General features: G+C 75.6%; 12 protein-coding genes and 1 pseudogene. 10 read left to right on the top strand and 3 right to left on the bottom strand.

Features of this window, described 5'->3' with window-relative positions:
- Positions 1-140 (bottom strand): annotated as a pseudogene (locus tag EPD83_RS20755) (DNA-3-methyladenine glycosylase I); the annotation flags it as partial.
- Positions 137-1,282 carry a metallophosphoesterase gene (locus EPD83_RS14830; RefSeq protein WP_165566783.1) on the bottom strand — a complete coding sequence of 382 codons (1,146 nt, stop codon included), beginning with the start codon at positions 1,280-1,282 and terminating at the stop codon, positions 137-139. The gene EPD83_RS14830 and the pseudogene EPD83_RS20755, both read right to left, overlap by 4 nt.
- A gap of 166 nt (positions 1,283-1,448) precedes the next feature.
- Here EPD83_RS14830 and EPD83_RS14835 point away from each other — a divergent pair, with 166 nt between their 5' ends.
- From EPD83_RS14835 to EPD83_RS14870, 8 genes are all read left to right on the top strand, one after another.
- Entirely contained in the window at positions 1,449-2,921 is a 1,473-nt protein-coding gene (locus EPD83_RS14835; protein WP_235950642.1) for a flavin-containing monooxygenase, read from the top strand.
- Positions 2,922-3,095: 174 nt separating this feature from the next.
- The gene (locus tag EPD83_RS14840; protein ID WP_128368326.1) at positions 3,096-3,860 is read left to right on the top strand and encodes a hypothetical protein; all 765 of its coding nucleotides are present in this window, start codon (positions 3,096-3,098) and stop codon (positions 3,858-3,860) included.
- Position 3,861: 1 nt separating this feature from the next.
- Complete coding sequence (locus tag EPD83_RS14845; RefSeq protein WP_128368325.1) at positions 3,862-4,572, top strand: class F sortase; 711 nt, start codon at positions 3,862-3,864, stop codon at positions 4,570-4,572.
- A gap of 70 nt (positions 4,573-4,642) precedes the next feature.
- The gene (locus EPD83_RS14850) at positions 4,643-5,944 is read left to right on the top strand and encodes an SWIM zinc finger family protein (protein ID WP_165566784.1); all 1,302 of its coding nucleotides are present in this window, start codon (positions 4,643-4,645) and stop codon (positions 5,942-5,944) included.
- Positions 5,937-7,475: a DUF5691 domain-containing protein gene (locus EPD83_RS14855; RefSeq protein WP_128367108.1), complete on the top strand. Its 1,539-nt coding sequence runs from the start codon at positions 5,937-5,939 to the stop codon at positions 7,473-7,475. Before EPD83_RS14850 ends, EPD83_RS14855 begins: the two co-directional genes overlap by 8 nt.
- Complete coding sequence (locus tag EPD83_RS14860; RefSeq protein ID WP_128367107.1) at positions 7,472-8,614, top strand: ATP-binding protein; 1,143 nt, start codon at positions 7,472-7,474, stop codon at positions 8,612-8,614. Before EPD83_RS14855 ends, EPD83_RS14860 begins: the two co-directional genes overlap by 4 nt.
- Positions 8,611-10,974: a DUF5682 family protein gene (locus tag EPD83_RS14865; RefSeq protein ID WP_165566785.1), complete on the top strand. Its 2,364-nt coding sequence runs from the start codon at positions 8,611-8,613 to the stop codon at positions 10,972-10,974. The genes EPD83_RS14860 and EPD83_RS14865 overlap by 4 nt, the downstream gene beginning before the upstream one ends.
- Positions 10,971-12,257: a VWA domain-containing protein gene (locus EPD83_RS14870; protein WP_235950644.1), complete on the top strand. Its 1,287-nt coding sequence runs from the start codon at positions 10,971-10,973 to the stop codon at positions 12,255-12,257. Before EPD83_RS14865 ends, EPD83_RS14870 begins: the two co-directional genes overlap by 4 nt.
- Positions 12,258-12,339: 82 nt before the next feature.
- Here the strand turns inward: EPD83_RS14870 and EPD83_RS14875 are convergent, their stop codons facing one another.
- Complete coding sequence (locus EPD83_RS14875) at positions 12,340-12,900, bottom strand: TetR/AcrR family transcriptional regulator (protein ID WP_128367570.1); 561 nt, start codon at positions 12,898-12,900, stop codon at positions 12,340-12,342.
- Between the two features lie 318 nt (positions 12,901-13,218).
- On the opposite strand from EPD83_RS14875, the gene EPD83_RS14880 reads away from it, so the two are divergent.
- Together EPD83_RS14880 and EPD83_RS14885 are read left to right on the top strand one after the other, a co-directional pair.
- On the top strand, positions 13,219-13,545 hold the full coding sequence (locus EPD83_RS14880; protein ID WP_128367569.1) for a DMT family transporter: 327 nt from the start codon (positions 13,219-13,221) through the stop codon (positions 13,543-13,545).
- An 848-nt stretch (positions 13,546-14,393) separates the two neighbouring features.
- Entirely contained in the window at positions 14,394-17,366 is a 2,973-nt protein-coding gene (locus EPD83_RS14885) for a leucine--tRNA ligase (protein WP_165566786.1), read from the top strand.
- The last annotated feature ends 199 nt before the right edge of the window (positions 17,367-17,565 follow it).

Raw genomic sequence — 17,565 nt, forward strand, 5'->3', positions numbered from 1 at the left:
GGCATGCCCCACTCGGTGTCGTAGTAGTCGCGCAGCAGCGGGTCCGTCGCCGCCCAGGTCGGCCGGGCCAGCCCGTCGGCACCGACGACCAGCCCCTCCCCGCGCGCCTCCCGGCCGGTGGCGGACGCCTCGTCGCTCATGACCGACGCAGGGTGACGACCGGCACCTCGGGCGGCGCGAGCACCCGGATCGCCGGACCCCAGGCGCCGGCGCCGCGGGAGGTGACGACCGTCGTGTCGCCGACCCGGGCGACGCCGTCGACCATCGGCTGCTGCAGCGGCACGAGGTAGCGCAGCGGCCACAGCTGCCCGGCGTGCGTGTGCCCGGAGAGCTGGACGTCGACGCCGCGACCCTCGACGGCGAGCGCCTGCCGGGGCTGGTGGGCGGCCATGAGGACGAACGAGGCGGGGTCGACGCCGGCCAGCGCGGCGTCGTAGTCGGGGGCGAAGGGGCCGGTGCCGGACCAGTCGTGCACGCCGACGAGCGTGAGCGTGGCCCCGTCCCGGGTCAGCACCTCCGACCGGTTCTGCAGCACCGTGAGGCCGAGGTCCTCGAAGGTGCGGATCCAGTTCGCGGTGTCCCGGTACATCTCGTGGTTGCCGGTGGTGGCGAACACCCCGAGCGGTGCGCGCAGGTCGGCGAGCGGAGCCACCTCCGCGGCGTACCGGGCAGCGGTGCCGTCCTCGAGGTCGCCGGCGATGACGACGAGGTCCGGGCGCTGGGCGTTGACGAGGTCGACGACCCGGCGGGTGAACGCGGCGCTGCGCACGGCGCCGGCGTGGATGTCGGTGACGAGCGCGACCCGGGTGCCGTCCAGCCCGGCCGGGAGGTCGGGGGAGGAGACCTCGTACTGGGTGACGGCCGGGCGGGCGGCCTCGAACGCGCCGTACGCGGTGATCCCGACCGCCACCACCGCGGCGAGGGGCGACACCACGCGGGCCAGGCGCCGCCGCCCGGCGGCGCCGTGCTCGTGCCGCCAGCGGACGAGCCAGAGCACCCCGGCCACCAGCGACGCGGGCACGAGGACGAGGAGGAGGTAGAGGCACGTGGCGAGGAACGCCGCACCCGTCCACGCCACCGGCCGCATCGTGTCGGGGCTCCAGCGACCGCCCCAGACGTCGAACTGCTCGAGGACGGCCGCGAGCAGCGCGGCGAGCACGAGCGCGACCACCCAGGGCACCCACCGCCGCCCCCAGCGCGGGGCGACCGCCAGCCGGTGCCAGACGAACGCGAGAAGAAGCACGGACACGCCGATGGGCGCGAGCGCCTGCAGCCAGGTCATCGGGGTCCCCACGGACCGCGCAGCGCCGGCGCGCCGGACCGGCCGGCCGCCGCGGGACGCGGTGGCCGGGTGTGTCGCGTCCTCGTGCCCCTCATGCGCGTCATCGTCGCACGCGGTCCCGACAGCCCCGGGCGCCCGGAGAGCCGCGCCCGCTTAGCCTGAGGACGTGAGCGCCGACCCGATGGACCCGCCGCCGCTGGACGTCGACGTCCTCGTCGTCGGTGCCGGGATCAGCGGGATCGACGTCGCCTGCCGCCTGGCGCAGGAGACCGACGGCCCGACCTGGGCGGTCCTCGAGGCGCGCGACTCCGTCGGCGGCACCTGGGACCTGTTCCGCTACCCCGGGGTCCGCGCGGACTCCGACATCTACACCCTCGGCTTCCCCTTCCGGCCGTGGCACGGCCCCACGTCCATCCCCCGGGGCGAGGACATCCTGCGCTACGTGCGCGACACCGCCCACGAGTACGGCGTCACCGGACGCGTCCACCATGGCCAGCGCGTGACCCGCCTGGCCTGGTCCGGCGACGAGGCGTGCTGGACGGTGACCGCCCGGCGCTCCGACGGCGTCGTCCTCACCCACCGGGCGCGCTACGTCTACCTCGCGACGGGCTACTACGCCTACGACTCGGGACACGTCGTCGACCTCCCCGGCCGGGAGGACCTCGCGGGCGACCTCGTCCACCCGCAGCACTGGCCGGCGGGCCTGGCGGTGACGGGCCGCCGGGTCGTCGTCGTCGGCAGCGGGGCGACGGCGGTGACGCTCCTGCCGGCCCTCGTCGAGGAGGGCGCGGAGCACGTGACGATGCTCCAGCGCAGCCCCGGCTACGTCGCGGCCCTGCCGAACACCGACCGGCTGGCCGACCTCGCCCGGCGCGCCCTCCCGGCCGCCGCGGCGCACCACGCGATCCGGGCCAAGAACGTCGCCCTGGGCACGCTGAGCTACCGGCTGCTGCGGCGCTACCCCGAGGGCGGCCGCCGGGTCCTGCGGCGCCGCCTGGTCGCCCGGCTGCCCGACGGCTACCCCGTCGACACGCACTTCGCCCCCACCTACGACCCGTGGGACCAGCGGGTGTGCGTGGCCCCCGACGGCGACCTCCTCGACGCCCTGTCCACCGACCGGGCCGAGGTCGTCACCGCCCGGATCGACCGCCTCGTCCCCGAGGGGGTCCGGCTGCAGGACGGACGGGTCCTGCCCGCCGACCTCGTCGTCACCGCCACCGGCCTGCGCCTGCTGCTCGCGGGAGGCGCCGACGTGGAGGTGGACGGACGGGCCGTCGACCTCGCGGCCACGCACGTCTACCGCGGCTGCATGCTCTCCGACGTGCCGAACCTCGTGCTGGCCGTCGGGTACGTCAACGCGAGCTGGACCCTGCGGGCCGACCTCACCGCCCGCTGGTTCCTCGCCCTCTGGCGTCACCAGGACCGCCGCGGGCAGCGGGTCGCCGTCCCGCGCTGGGACGGCTCCGGCGGCGCCGACCGTCCGCTGCTCGACCTCTCCTCCGGGTACGTCCGCCGCGGCGCGCACCTCCTGCCCCGGCAAGGGGAGCGGGCCCCGTGGCGGGTGGTGCAGAGCTACGTCCACGACCTCGTGACGACCCGGCTCGCACCCGTCGACGACGGCGTCCTCGAGCTGCGCTGACGCCACCGACGCCGCCGGTCAACGGCCGTTCCTGGCCGTTCTCTCAGGAAGTCCGACATCCGGCACATCCGGTTCTCCACGCGCGACGAACCCCCACGTGGAGCAGGAGACGGTCTCGTCGCGGCCTCGCGGCGGGTCTCCTGGCCCGACAAGCAACGGAACGGAGACGATCCCATGCGCAAGTCACTGACCGCCGCGGCCGCCCTCGCCCTCGGAGCGATGCCTCTCGCCGCGATGGCGCCCGCGCAGGCCGCCGACTCGCAGTCCTTCCAGGCCAACCTGACGCAGCTGAACAACTCGGGTGCGTCCGCCACGGTGATGGCGACCCTGACGGGCGACAGCCTGCAGATCAGCGCGCAGCGCTCCGGCTTCCTGGCCGACGCCCCGCACGCCCAGCACATCCACATCGGCGGCATGGGCCAGTGCCCGCCCGCCGACGAGAAGGGCAGCGGCGCCAACGGGGCGCTGCAGACCACGGACGCGGCCAAGTACTACGGGGCCATCGGCGCCTCGCTCACCACGAGCGGCGACAGCAGCCCCGACAGCGGTCTGGCGGTCAAGCGCTTCCCGAACGGGGACGAGAGCTACGAGCGCACCATCCAGCTCGACTCCAAGACCGCCGACGCGGTCCGCAACGGGACGGCCGTCGTCGTCATGCACGGTGTCGACCTCAACGGCAACGGCAAGTACGACGGCGAGGTCAAGTCCGACCTCGACCCCTCGCTGCCGGAGGAGGCCACCGACCCGGCCGCCTGTGGTGTGCTGCAGGCCAGCCAGATGAACAGCATGCCGGGTGGCGGCGTCCAGACCGGTGGCGGCTCGACCGCCGGCACCGAGGACGCCGGGCTCATCGCCCTCGGCGGCACCCTCCTCGTCGGTGGCGCCGGCGCGGCCCTCGTGGCCTCGCGTCGTCGTCGCACCGCGGAGGACCAGGCCTGAGGTGTCTGACCTGCTGAGTGGCCACCGCCGCCTCTGGGCGGCGGTGGCCACCGTCCTTCTCCTCGCGGGTTTCGGGGTGCTCGGCAAGGCGGTCGCCGACCAGCGGTCGATCCCCGAGCCGCCCCTCACCGCGACCGCGCCGACGTCCACGGCGCCTGCCCCGGACTCCCCGAGCCCGTCCGGCTCGCGGTCGGAGGCCCCCAGCGCGACACCCTCGCCGACCGAGGCCGAGAGCGGCCTCTCCCGGTCCGCGGCGACCCGCGTGGCCATCCCGGCCATCGACGTCGACTCCCGGCTCAACCGGACCGGACTGGCGTCCGACGGGACCATCGAGGTCCCGAAGCCGGGGCCGCAGTTCGACATCCCCGCCTGGTTCACCGGCTCGCCCGCCCCCGGGCAGCTCGGACCGAGCGTCCTCATCGGCCACGTCGACGGCATCGACACCGGGCCGGCGGTCTTCTTCAAGATCGGGTCCCTCGAGGAGGGGCAGGACGTGAAGGTCACCCGCCAGGACGGGAAGGTCGTGACGTTCTCCGTCTACCGGGTGCAGCGCTACCCGAAGAACCACTTCCCGACCCTCGCGGTCTACGGGAACACCGACGACTCCGAGCTGCGGCTCATCACCTGCGGCGGGGAGCTCAACCCGTACACGCAGCACTACGAGGACAACATCGTCGTCTTCGCGAAGATGAAGAGCGTCTCCAAGGCCTGAGCGCACCCTCCGTCGGCCCGGATCCGTGAGCGGACCCCGGCTGACGGAGGGTCGCGGCATGATGTCCGCGATGACGAGGTGGACCCACCAGCGCGTGCTCGACGCCGCCCCCGACGCGGCGTCGGTCTCGTCGGCGCGCGCCCTCGCCCGGCCCGGCCCGTGGTCGGACACCGGCGCCACCGAGCACCTCCTGTGGGGCCGCTGCCAGGGGTCGGGCAGGACCCCGTACCAGGTGAGCATCGACCTCGACGGCCCCGCCTACCGCTGCTCGTGCCCCAGCCGGAAGTTCCCGTGCAAGCACGCGCTGGCGCTGCTGCTGCTGTGGTCCGGCGGCGGTGACGTCGCGGCGGTCTCCGAGCCCTCGGACTTCGCGGGGGAGTGGGCCGCCGCCCGGGCCGGACGGGTGGCCGCCGCGGCCGCCGCCCCCGCGAAGGCCGCCCCCGACCCCGAGGCCCGCGCCCGGCGGGTCGAGGAGCGCGTGGCGACGATGACCGCCGGGCTCGAGGAGTTCGGGCTGTGGCTCGCCGACCTCGTCCGCGGCGGGACGGCGGCGGCGCGCTCCCGCGACGCGTCGTACTGGGACGGCGCGGCGGCCCGGCTCGTCGACGGCCAGTGCCCGGCCCTGGCCGCCGACGTCCGTGACGCCGGGTCGGCCGCGCACCGCCGCGAGGACTGGAACGAGCACCTGCTGCGCCGCGCCGGTCGCTGGTGGACGATCGTCGGCGCCTGGGGCCGGCGCGAGGACCTCTCCGCGGACCACCGCGCCGACCTGCGCACCGCCCTCGGCTGGGCCTACGCCACGGAGGAGGTCCGGGGCGCCGACGAGGTCACCGACCGCTGGCTCGTCCTCGGCTCGCACCGCAGCGACGACGGGCGCCTCCAGGAGCAGCGGACGTGGTTCCGCGGCCTGGACACCGGCGAGACCCTCGTCGTCCTCGACTTCGCCGGCGGGGGCCAGCCCCTCCCGGTCGCCCAGCTCACCGGCGCCGTCGTCGAGGCCACGCTCGCCCGCTACCCGGGCAGCGCGCCCCGGCGGGCCCTCCTCGTCGACGACCCCGTGCCCCTCCCCGACGCCGACCTGCCCGCGCCCGCCGGGGTGGGCCTGGTCGACGGCCTCGACGCCGCCGCCCGGCTCCGCGCCGGCGCGCCGTTGGTGCGGCGGGTACCCCTGCTGCTGGACGACGTGCGGGTCGGTGTCGACGACGTCGTCGACGCCGACGGCCGGGCGCTGCGCCTCGTCGCCGGCCGCGACCCGTGGCCGGTGCTCGCCGCCACCGGGGGCCGCCCCACCCGCTGCTTCGGCGAGTGGGAGGACGACGCGTTCCGGCCGCTCGCCGTGCACCTGGAGGACCGGTGGGCCGCCTGTGAGTGACGTGACGGGGGGCGCCGCGGGGGTGCGGGACTGGTGGGAGGCGGTGTGCGTCGTCGGGCTCGTCGGCACCGACCGCCGGCCGGTGCCGGAGCCGCCGCGCTGGGCGGTCCCGGCCCGGGAGGACGGCACGCCGCCGACCAGGCTGCTGGACGCCGCGGCGCTGGGGTCCGCCTGGCTCGCGGCGGGGGCCGTCCCCGGGCGCGGCAGTGCTCCGGACCCGGCACCCGCGGAGACGCGTCCCGAGGCCGGCCAGCGGGCCCGTCAGCTCCTCGACGTCCTGCTCGTGCAGCCGCCGGGCGGCACCGCCCACCAGCAGCTGCTGCTGCGGACCTGGCTGCGGGCCTGCGCCACGGCGGGCCGGCGGGTACCGCACGACGCCCTCACCGCCGTCATCGCCCTGGCTCGCTCGCACCCCGGGCTGCGGCCGCCGCTGCGGGAGGCCGCCGGGGAGCGGGGCGCGTGGCTGGCCCGCCTCGACCCCACCCTCACCTGGTGGCACGGCCCCGGCGAGGAGCCGGCGAGCCCGGCCCCCGGGACCGCGCTCGCCGACGACCCCGTGGTGCGGTGGGCCGCCGCGGGCTCCGCCGACCGCACCGAGCGGCTCCGGCGTCTGCGGGCCGCGGACCCGGTCCTGGCCCGCGAGCTGCTCCGGACGTCGTGGTCCGCCGAGCCCGCCCGGGTCCGTGCCGAGCAGCTGGCCACGCTCGTCGTCGGGCTCGGGCCGGACGACGAGGACCTCCTGGAGCCCGCGCTGGACGACCGGGCCGCCGGGGTGCGCGAGGTCGCCCAGGACCTGCTCGACCGGCTGCCGGGCAGCGCCCGCGCCGCGCGGATGGCCGAGCGGCTGCGGCCGCTGCTGTCGGTCTCCGGCACCCTGCGGCGCACCGTCCGCGTCGACCTCCCCGACGAGCCCGACGTCCGGGGCGTGCGCGACGGGCTGGGGCCCGCGCCCGCCCGGACGTCGGTCCGGGGCCACCACCTGCGGCGCATCGTGCGCGGCGCGCCGGTGGACACCTGGACCGCCGTCACCGGTCTGGACCCCAGGGCGCTGTTCGGGGCGGTGCGCGACGAGGAGCTGCGCGCCCTGCTCCACGCCGCCGTCGTCGCCCAGGGGGAGCGCCGACCGGAGTGGGTGAGGGTGGCGTTCGCCGTCGACCCGGCACCCGCGCTCGTCCCGCTGCTGCCGCCGGGGGAGCAGCAGGCCGCCGTCGAGCGCGTCCTCACCGCCGGAGGGCCCGCCGGCCTCGAGGGGGCCGTCGGCCTGTTCACCGTGCTCCCCGGCCCGTGGTCGCCGGAGACCAGCGAGCGGGTGGTGCGGGCCCTGCGGGCAGGTCGCGGGGGAGCGGCGGCGCTGGCCGGCGCCCGGGACGTCCTCGCCGAGCGCCTGCACCCCGCGGCCGGCCCCCAGCTGCGGTCCTGGGCGAACCACGACTCCACCGCCGACGTCCACCGCCGGTCCCTCGCCGCCCTGGCCGCGGCCGTCTCGACCCGTCACGCCGTCCTCGACGCCTTCTCAGGAGAGCAGCCATGACCGACACCGCCGGCCCGACCGACACCCCCACCGACCCCGGCGCCGGCACCGACGCCGCGGGGGTGCTCCGCCCACCCGCCGAGCAGGCGTTCGCCGACGAGCTGGCCGCCCTGGAGCGCCTCGACGACCGGCCCCGGCCGCCGAAGTGGCGGCTCAGCCCCTGGGCGGTCACCACCTACCTCCTCGGCGGCACCCTGTCGGACGGCACCGTCGTCACGCCGAAGTACGTCGGCGCCCGGCGGCTCGTCGAGGTCGCCGTCGCCTCGCTCGCCACCGACCGGGCACTGCTGCTGCTCGGCGTGCCGGGCACGGCGAAGACCTGGGTGGGCGAGCACCTGGCCGCGGCCGTCAGCGGGTCCTCGCGGCTCGTCGTCCAGGGCACCGCCGGGACGGCCGAGGAGTCCATCCGCTACGGCTGGAACTACGCCCGGCTGCTGGCCGACGGGCCCTCCCGCGACGCGCTGGTCCCGAGCCCGGTGATGCGCGCGATGCAGGCCGGCCGGCTCGTCCGGGTCGAGGAGCTGACCCGCATCCCCGCCGACGTCCAGGACGCCCTCATCACCATCCTGTCCGAGAAGACGCTGCCCGTCCCCGAGCTCGACACCGAGGTGCAGGCCGTCCAGGGCTTCAACGTCATCGCCACCGCGAACAACCGCGACAAGGGCGTCAACGACCTGTCCTCGGCCCTGAAGCGCCGCTTCACCACGGTCGTCCTGCCGCTGCCCGCGACGCTGTCGGAGGAGGCCGACATCGTCCGGCGGCGGGTCGCCTCGCTCGGGGCGGCGCTGCGGCTGCCGGCCGACCTCGAGCACCTCGCCGAGGTCGAGCGCGTCGTCACCGTCTTCCGCGAGCTGCGCTCCGGCGTCACCGCCGACCAGCGCACGAGCCTGAAGTCGCCCTCAGCGACGCTCTCGACCGCCGAGGCGATCTCGGTGATGACGAACGGGCTCGCCCTGGCGGCGCACTTCGGCGACGGCCGGGTCGGGGCCGACGACGTCGCCGCCGGGCTCGTCAGCGCCGTCGTCAAGGACCCGGTGCAGGACCGGATCGTCTGGCAGGAGTACCTCGAGACCGTCGTCAAGGACCGCCGCGAGTGGTCCGACCTGTACCGCGCCTGCCGGGACCTCGACCCGGCATGACCGTCCACGTCCTCGGCGTCCGCCACCACGGGCCGGGGTCCGCCCGCTCGGTGGTCCTCGCGCTGGAGGAGGTGCGGCCCGCGACCCTCGTCGTCGAGGGGCCGCCGGAGCTCGACGCGGTCGTCCCCCTGCTCGCCGACGCCGCCACCGTGCCGCCCGTGGCCGGGCTCGTCTACGACGTCGCCGCCCCGCGCCGCTCGCTGTTCTACCCGCTCGCCGACTTCTCGCCCGAGTGGGTCGCGATCCGCTGGGCGCTCTCCCGTGGGGTGCCGGTGCGGTTCGCCGACCTCGCCGGACGCCACCTGCTGGCCCCCGAGCCGGCGACCGGGGACACCGACGACGAGGCCGCCGGCCGCCTGCCGTTCGGGGAGGCCGAGGAGCCGGGGACGACCGCGCCGGACCAGTCCGCGGACGGACCGGAGGCGCCCGGGTCCGAGGAGTCCCCCGACGGGTCGGGGGCGCCCGAGGTGGCCGACGCCGACGTGCGCCAGGACGTCGTCGCGGTCCTCGCCCGGACCGCGGGGTACGCCGACCCCGAGCGCTGGTGGGAGGACGCCGTCGAGCAGCGGCACGCCGACGTCCTGGCCCGCTTCGCACACCTGCGGGACGCGATCGCCGCCGTCCGAGCCGCCGACCCCGCGCTCAGCGACGCCCACAACGACCGGCGCGAGGCGTCGATGCGCACGGTCCTGCGCGACGTGCTGGACGCCGGCGACGTCGCCGTCGTCTGCGGCGCGTTCCACGCCCCCGCCCTGGACCCGCGGGGCTTCCCGTCCGCCGCGGCCGACGCCCGGCTGCTGCGCGGGCTCCCGCGCACCAAGGTCGCCGCCACCTGGGTGCCGTGGACCTCGGCCCGGCTCGCGGCCTCGTCCGGCTACGGCGCCGGGGTCGAGGCCCCCGGCTGGTACCGGCACCTGTTCGAGACCTGGTCCACCGGCGACGCCCTGCCCGACCCACGGGCCCGCGACCACGACGTCGCGTCGTCCTGGCTCGTCCGGGTGGCGAGGGCCCTGCGCGAGGAGGGGCTGCCTGCGCCGCCCGCGTCCGTCGTCGACGCCGTCCGGCTGGCCGAGAGTCTGGCCGCCGTGCGCGGCCGCCCGGCCGTCGGGCTCGACGAGCTCACCGACGCGACCCGCGGCGTCCTCACCGAGGGGGCGGACCTGCCGCTCGCCGTCGTGCACCGCCGGCTCGTCGTCGGCGAGGAGATCGGCGAGGTTCCGGCCGCCACGCCGATGGTCCCGCTGGCCGCCGACCTCGCCGCCCGGCAGCGCTCGCTGCGCCTCAAGCCGACCGCGACCTCTAGCACGACCACGCTGGACCTGCGCACCGACAACGGCCGTGCCCGCTCGGTGCTCCTGCACCGGCTGCGGGCGCTCGGCGTCCCGTGGGGCACCCCCGCCGACGACACCCGCACCCTCGGGACGTTCAAGGAGGTCTGGGAGCTGGAGTGGCAGCCCGAGCTCGCCGTGGCCGTCGTCGACGCGAGCCGGTACGGGGCCACCGTCCTCGACGCCACGGAGGCCCGCGTCGCCGAGCGGGCCCGGGAGGCCGAGGGGCTGGCCGAGCTCGGCCGGCTCGTCGAGACCTGCCTCGTCGCCGACCTGCCGGTCGCCCTCGGTGCCGTCGTCGACACCCTCGCGGAGGCCACGGCGCACCAGCACGACCTGCGGGTGCTGCTCGAGACCGTCGAGCCGCTGGCCCGCACCGTCCGCTACGGCGACGTCCGCCGCACCGACAGCGGCCGGGTCGGCGCGCTGCTCACGACCGTGCTGGCCCGGGCGCGGGTCGGGCTGCGAGCCGGCTGCCAGGCCCTCGACGACGACCTCGCCACCCGCACCCGCATCGCGCTGGAGTCCGCGCACCGCGGGGTCGCGCTGCTCGCCGACCCGCAGCGCTCCGAGCCGTGGTTCCGCGCACTGGCCGGACTCGTCGCCGACGGGTCGGTGCACGGCACCGTCGACGGGCGGGCGGTCCGCCTGCTGCACGACGCCGGCCGGGTCGACACCGGCGACGTCGCGGCCCGGATGTCCCGCCGGCTGTCCTTGGCCGGCGACCCTGCCGACGGCGCCGCCTGGCTGGAGTCCTTCCTCGGCGGCGAGGCCGTGCTGCTGCACGACCACGCCCTGCTCGAGGTCGTCGACGGCTGGGTGTCCGGCATCGGCGACGACGTCTTCGCCGACCTGCTGCCGGTGCTGCGGCGCACGTTCTCCGGCTTCGGCGTGGCCGAGCGCCGGCGGATCGGGGCGCAGCTGGCCGGGGCGTCGCGCACCGGCGAGACCGTCCGCGAGGTCGACGACGACCGCGCCCTCCCGGCCGTCCTGGCCGTGGCGCGGATGCTCGGGCTGGAGGTGGCGTCGTGAGCGCGGCCGGTGACCGGGGTCGGGCCGGCCCGGTGCCGCCGTCCGAGGACGGTGCGTCGCCCGCTGCCGGCGGGGCCGACGGGCCCGCGCCCGAGCGGGACCGGATGACCCGGTGGCGGCTCGTCCTCGGGGGCGGGGAGGCCGACGGCACGGGGGAGTCGGGACGGCCGGTCGTCCTCACCGCCGAGGACCGCCGCCGGGACGAGGCCCTGGCCGCGCTGTACGGCGGCGAGGGCGCGGACGGGCGACCGGGTGGGCGCCGGGGCGGGCTCGGCGGGTCCTCACCCCGGGTCGCCCGCTGGCTCGGCGACATCCGCGGGTACTTCCCGTCGTCGGTGGTGCGGGTCATGCAGGCCGACGCGATGACCCGGCTCGGGCTGCGCTCGCTGCTGCTGGAGCGCGAGATGCTCGAGTCCGTCCAGCCGGACATCGGGCTGGTCTCGGCGCTCATGGGGCTGCGCGGCGTCATCCCGCCCGAGTCCCGCGAGACCGCGCGCACCGTCGTCCGGGCCGTCACCGACGAGCTCGAGCAGCGGTTGCGGCAGCGCACCGTCCAGGCCGTCACCGGGGCCGTCAACCGCGCGGCGCGCACGCGGCGGCCGCGACTGCGGGACGTCGACTGGAACCGCACCGTCGCCGCGAACCTCAAGCACTACCAGCCCGAGCACCGCACGGTCGTCCCCGAACGGCTCGTCGGGTACGCCCGGCGCACGACGCAGGTGGAGCGGCAGATCATCCTGTGCATCGACCAGTCCGGGTCGATGGCCGAGTCGATCGTCTACTCGTCGGTCTTCGGCGCCGTCCTGGCGTCGCTGCGCTCGGTGTCGACGCGGCTCGTCGTCTTCGACACCTCCGTGGTCGACCTCACCGACGACCTCGAGGACCCCGTCGACGTGATCTTCGGCGTGCAGCTGGGCGGCGGCACCGACATCAACGCCGCGCTCGCGTACTGCGAGTCGCTGGTCCAGAGCCCGGCCGACACCGTCCTGGTCCTCATCTCGGACCTCTACGAGGGCGGGATCGCCGACGAGATGCTGCGCCGGGCCGCCTCGCTCGTCGGGTCCGGCGTCGTCGTCGTCGCGCTGCTGGCGCTCAGCGACTCCGGGACGCCGAGCTACGACGTCGACCACGCGGCGGCGCTGGCCGGCATCGGGGTGCCGGCGTTCGCGTGCACGCCCGACCTGTTCCCCGACCTCATGGCCGCGGCCATCGAGCGGCGCGACATCGGGCAGTGGGCCGCCGAGAACGACATCGTCACGACGCACGGCACCGACGAGGGCTGACCGCGGCTGCCCTGCCACCGCCCCGTCCGGGTCAGCCGGTGTTGGTCCGAGGCCGCCTCCCGTGTCCCACCCCCGGTCCGGCTCAGCCGTCGGCGTTCGCCAGGTCGTCGACGGCGTCGGCGAGCGCCGCCAATCCGGCCGGTGCCGACCCGTCGTCGAACGGCAGGTCGAGCTCGAACCCCATGAACGCCGCCTCGACGAGGGCCGCCAGCCGGGGCACCTGCCCCTCCGGCACCCCTGAGGCAGCGAGGTGGTCGCCGACCGCGGCCATCCACTCCTCGTTGCTCGCCGCGACCGCCGACGCGTACGGCTCGGTCCCGAACAGACCGAGGGTGGAGGCCTCGACGTAGAGGCGCTCGCACCGCTGCTGCTCGTCGGCGGAGCGCAGGCGCCACTGGTCGTGCACGGCCCCACCGGGGGAGGGGGAGGGCGACAGTGCCCGCAGCTGGGCCAGCGAGCGCCGGATCGAGCAGCGGATGACCTCGACGACGAGGGCGTCCTTGCTGCCGAGGTGGTACAGGAGCATGCGGTCGCTCGTGCCGAGCGCGGCGGCCAGCGGGCGCAGGCTGAGGCCGACGAGCCCGTGCTCCAGCGCGTAGTCCGTCGCGCGCTCGACGATCTCCGCCCGCCGGTCGCCCTCCACGGGCGCCGACTGTCGGTTGCCCCGTGCGGGCGCCGTCCGCTGGTCGACCACATCTGGCGCCGTCTGTCGTTTGCCCTGTGCGGGCGCCGTCCGCCGGTCGCGCGTCGCACGTGGTCGCTGCCCGTCGCCTTCCACGGGCGCTCCCTGCGTGTCGTCGTCCGGAGCGGTCCCGGGGCCGGCACCGGTCACGGGGACCGTCGCATCTGGCGGCTCGCTCGTCGATGAACCGGGTCGTCCTGCGGAGGGCATGGCCTCAGTGTAGCGACTGCTACACTGACGCATGTAGCACTCGCTACACACCCCGACCCGGAGTCCGTCATGACCGCCGCCCTCATCCTCCTCGCCGCCATCGGTGTCGAGGTCGCCGCCACCGCCGCGCTCCCGCGCGCCCAGGGGTTCACGAACCTCGGGTGGAGCGCCGCGGTCGTCGCCGGCTACGTGCTGTCGATCTGGCTGCTCACGGTCGTCGTGCGGTGGATGGACGTGTCCGTCGTCTACGCCGTCTGGGCCGGGGTCGGCACCGCCGCGATCGCCGTCATCGGCTGGCTCTGGCTCGGCGAGCCGCTCGGCCCGGCCAAGATCGCCGGCATCGGCCTCATCGTCGCCGGGGTGGTCCTCCTCAACCTCCAGGGCGCCACCCACTGAGTCGCTCGCCTCGTCGTCCGGGCCCGCCCGGCTCGAGCGGATGGCGGGGCGGGAAGGCAGATGGCGCGGAATGCTCCCGTGGCGGACGGGTTCGGTTCCGCGGCGGGAGCGTCTCGCACCAAGGGTGTGTCGCTCGCTCCGGCGCGAGTAGCTGGCCTCTGGGGAATGCTCCCGTGGCGGACGGGTTCGGTTCCGCGGCGGGAGCGTCTCGCGTGGGAGGTGTGCGTCCCCCAACCCCGCCGGCTCGTGGACGGCAACTGTGCCGTGCGAGATGCCCCCGTGGCGGAGGGAATCGCTTCCGGTGCGGGGGCGTCTCGCACCAAGCTCCCAGGAGGGACTTTGGGCGGTGCGCAATGCTCTCGTCGCGGTGGGTTTCGTTCCGGTGGGGGAGTGTCTCGTGCGAAGACTGCGCGTTCGTCCCGCCGGCTCACGGGCCGCAACAGCGCCCGTGCGAAATGCTCCCGTGGCGGACGGGTTCCGTTCCGCTGCGGGAGTTGTCTCGCGCGAAGACTGCGCGTTCGTCCCGCAGGCTCATGGGCCGTAACAGTGCCCCTGCGAAATGCTCCCGTGGCGGACGGGTTTGGTTCCGGTGCGGGAGCGTCTCGCACCACGGGTGTGTTGCCCGCCCGGGGCGAGGCGCCTACGGCGGATCCGGCCCGCCGGACCGACCGGCACGGCGCGGAGGGCGCGGGCGGCGCTGCGGTACCCTGACGGCGTGACACGCGGCCTGCTCCTTCCGTAGCCGCGCCGGCCACGATCCACGGCCCGCGCGGCGACCCCTCCCTGTGCGAGGGGTTTTTTCATGGGCGGACCCCATCCGGGCGCAGACGAACGACGACGAGGACGAGATGAGCGACACCCCGTACCGCTACACCGCCGAGCTGGCCGGCTCGATCGAGGTCGCCTGGCAGGACCGCTGGGAGGAGCGTGGCACCTTCCGCGCCCCCAACCCGGCCGGGCCGTGGGCCGACCCCGAGGGCGTCTCCGAGCACCCGAACGGGCACCTGCTCGTCCTCGACATGTTCCCCTACCCGAGCGGGGCCGGCCTGCACGTCGGGCACCCGCTGGGCTACATCGCCACCGACGTCTACGCGCGCTTCAACCGCATGCTCGGCCGCAACGTCCTGCACTGCCTGGGCTACGACGCCTTCGGCCTGCCCGCGGAGCAGTACGCCGTCCAGACCGGGCAGCACCCGCGCAAGACCACCGAGGAGAACATCGCCATCATGGCGCGCCAGCTGCGCCGCCTGGGCCTCGGCCACGACGACCGCCGCGCCATCCGCACCATCGACCCGGACTACTACCGCTGGACGCAGTGGATCTTCCTGCAGATCTTCAACAGCTGGTACGACCACGACGCGCCGAACGACGTCGGCGGCACCGGTCGCGCCCGGCCGATCGCCGAGCTCGTCGAGGAGTACCGCAGCGGTGCGCGCCCCCTGCCCGCCGACGACGGCCGGGGCTGGGAGGACCTGTCGCACGTCGAGCGCGCCGAGATCCTCGACGCCCGCCGGCTCGTGCAGTCCGTCGAGGCCCAGGTCAACTGGTGCCCCGGGCTCGGCACGGTGCTGGCCAACGAGGAGGTCACCAACGAGGGCCGGTCCGACCGGGGCAACTTCCCGGTGTTCAAGCGCAACCTGCGGCAGTGGGTCATGCGGATCACCGAGTACGCCGACCGCCTGGCCGACGACCTCGACCGCGTCGAATGGCCCGAGAAGGTCAAGACGATGCAGCGCAACTGGATCGGCCGCAGCCAGGGCGCCCACGTCACCTTCCCGCTCGCCGCCAGCGGCACCGCCACCACGACCGGCGCCACCGAGGCGGCCGCCGGCAGCGTTGGCGCCACGTCCGACGCCAGCGCGAGCGCCACCCCCGGCATCGAGGTCTTCACCACCCGCCCCGACACGCTGTTCGGCGCGACCTTCATGGTCCTCGCGCCCGAGCACCCGCTGCTCGCGACCCTCGTGCCGGACGCCTGGCCGGAGGGCACCCGGGACGCCTGGACCGGCGGCGCGGCGACCCCCGCCGATGCGGTCGAGGCCTACCGGGCCGCCGCCGCGGCGAAGACGGACGTCGAGCGGCAGGCCGAGGGCAAGGCCAAGACCGGTGTCTTCACCGGCGGTTTCGCGGTCAACCCGGTGAACGGCGCCCGCGTGCCGGTGTTCGTCGCCGACTACGTGCTCATGGGCTACGGCACCGGCGCGATCATGGCCGTCCCCGCGCAGGACGAGCGCGACTGGGACTTCGCCACCGCCTACGAGCTGCCCATCGTCCGCACCGTGCAGCCGCCCGCCGGCCACGACGAGGACACCGCCTACACCGGCGACGGCCCGGCGGTGAACTCCGCCAACGACGAGGTCAGCCTGGACGGGCTGGGCGTCGCCGAGGCCAAGGAGCGGATCGTCGCCTGGCTCGAGGAGCGCGGCGCCGGTCGCGGCGCCGTCACCTACAAGCTGCGCGACTGGCTCTTCGCCCGGCAGCGCTACTGGGGCGAGCCGTTCCCGGTCGTCTTCGACGAGGACGGCATCGCCTACGGCGTGCCCGAGGACCAGCTGCCGGTCGAGCTGCCCGACGTCCCCGACTACAGCCCCAAGGTCTACGACCCGGAGGACGCCGACAGCGAGCCCGAGCCGCCCCTGGCCCGCGACGCCGACTGGGTCGCGGTCGAGATGGACCTCGGCGACGGCCGGGGCCCGCGGACCTTCCGCCGCGACACCAACGTCATGCCGCAGTGGGCGGGGTCGTGCTGGTACTACCTGCGCTACCTCGACCCCGCGAACGCCGAGGCGATGGTCGACCCCGACAACGAGTCCTACTGGATGGGCCCGCGCGACACCCCCGTCGGCGGCGCCCCCGAGGGCACCCGCGACCCCGGCGGCGTCGACCTCTACGTCGGCGGGGTCGAGCACGCCGTCCTGCACCTGCTCTACGCCCGGTTCTGGCACAAGGTGCTGCACGACCTCGGGCACCTCTCCTCGGACGAGCCGTTCCGCACCTACTTCGCCCAGGGCTACATCCAGGCCGCCGCCTACCGCGACGACCGCGACCAGCCGGTCGAGGCCTCGGAGGTCGAGGAGGGCCCCGACGGCACGTTCACCTGGCAGGGGCAGCCGGTCACCCGCGAGTTCGGGAAGATCGGCAAGTCGCTGAAGAACATGGTGAGCCCCGACGACATGTACGCCGCGTACGGCGCCGACACCTTCCGGCTCTACGAGATGGGCCTCGGCCCGCTGGAGCAGAGCAAGCCCTGGGACACCCGCGCCGTCGTCGGCAGCCAGCGCTTCCTCCAGCGGCTGTGGCGCAACGTCGTCGACGAGGAGACCGGGGAGCTGCGGGTCGTCGACACCCCGCTGGACGACGCGACCGCCCGCGTCCTGCACCGGACGGTCGACGCCGTGCGCACCGACTTCACCGAGCTCGGCTTCAACACCGCGATCGCGCGCCTCATCGAGCTGAACAACGCCCTGACCAAGCTCGAGACCGGCGTCCCCCGCGCCGCGGTCGAGCCGGTCGTGCTCATGGTCGCGCCGCTGGCCCCCCACATCGCCGAGGAGCTGTGGGCCCGGCTCGGGCACGCGGAGTCGCTGGCGCACGCCGCCTTCCCCGTGGCCGACCCGGCGCTGCTCGTCGAGGAGACGGTGACCTGCGTGATCCAGATCCGCGGCAAGGTGCGCGACCGCATCGAGGTGCCCGGTGACATCACCGAGGACGACCTCGAAGAGCTCGCGCTCATGCGCCCGAAAGTGCTCGAGGCGACGCCGGACGGCGTCCGCACCGTCATCGTCCGCGCGCCGAGGCTCGTCAACGTCGTCCCCGCCTGACCCCGCCCGCGCCGGCCCCGTCCGGCGGAGGACCCCGACACGCCGGCCGGACCCCCGACCCGGCGGACGGGACCGGGACGGTGGACGGCGTCCCTGGGCTGCGGATTCCGTGGGTCCAGGGGGCGAACGTCCACGGATCGAAACACGATTGTCACGCGACACTGTTGTGCTCGGCGGTCTCCTGCTGTTGAATCTCCGG

Origin of the sequence: Phycicoccus flavus, from assembly GCF_004025965.2 — a bacterium.
In the GTDB taxonomy this organism is placed as follows: Bacteria; Actinomycetota; Actinomycetes; order Actinomycetales; family Dermatophilaceae; genus Phycicoccus; species Phycicoccus flavus.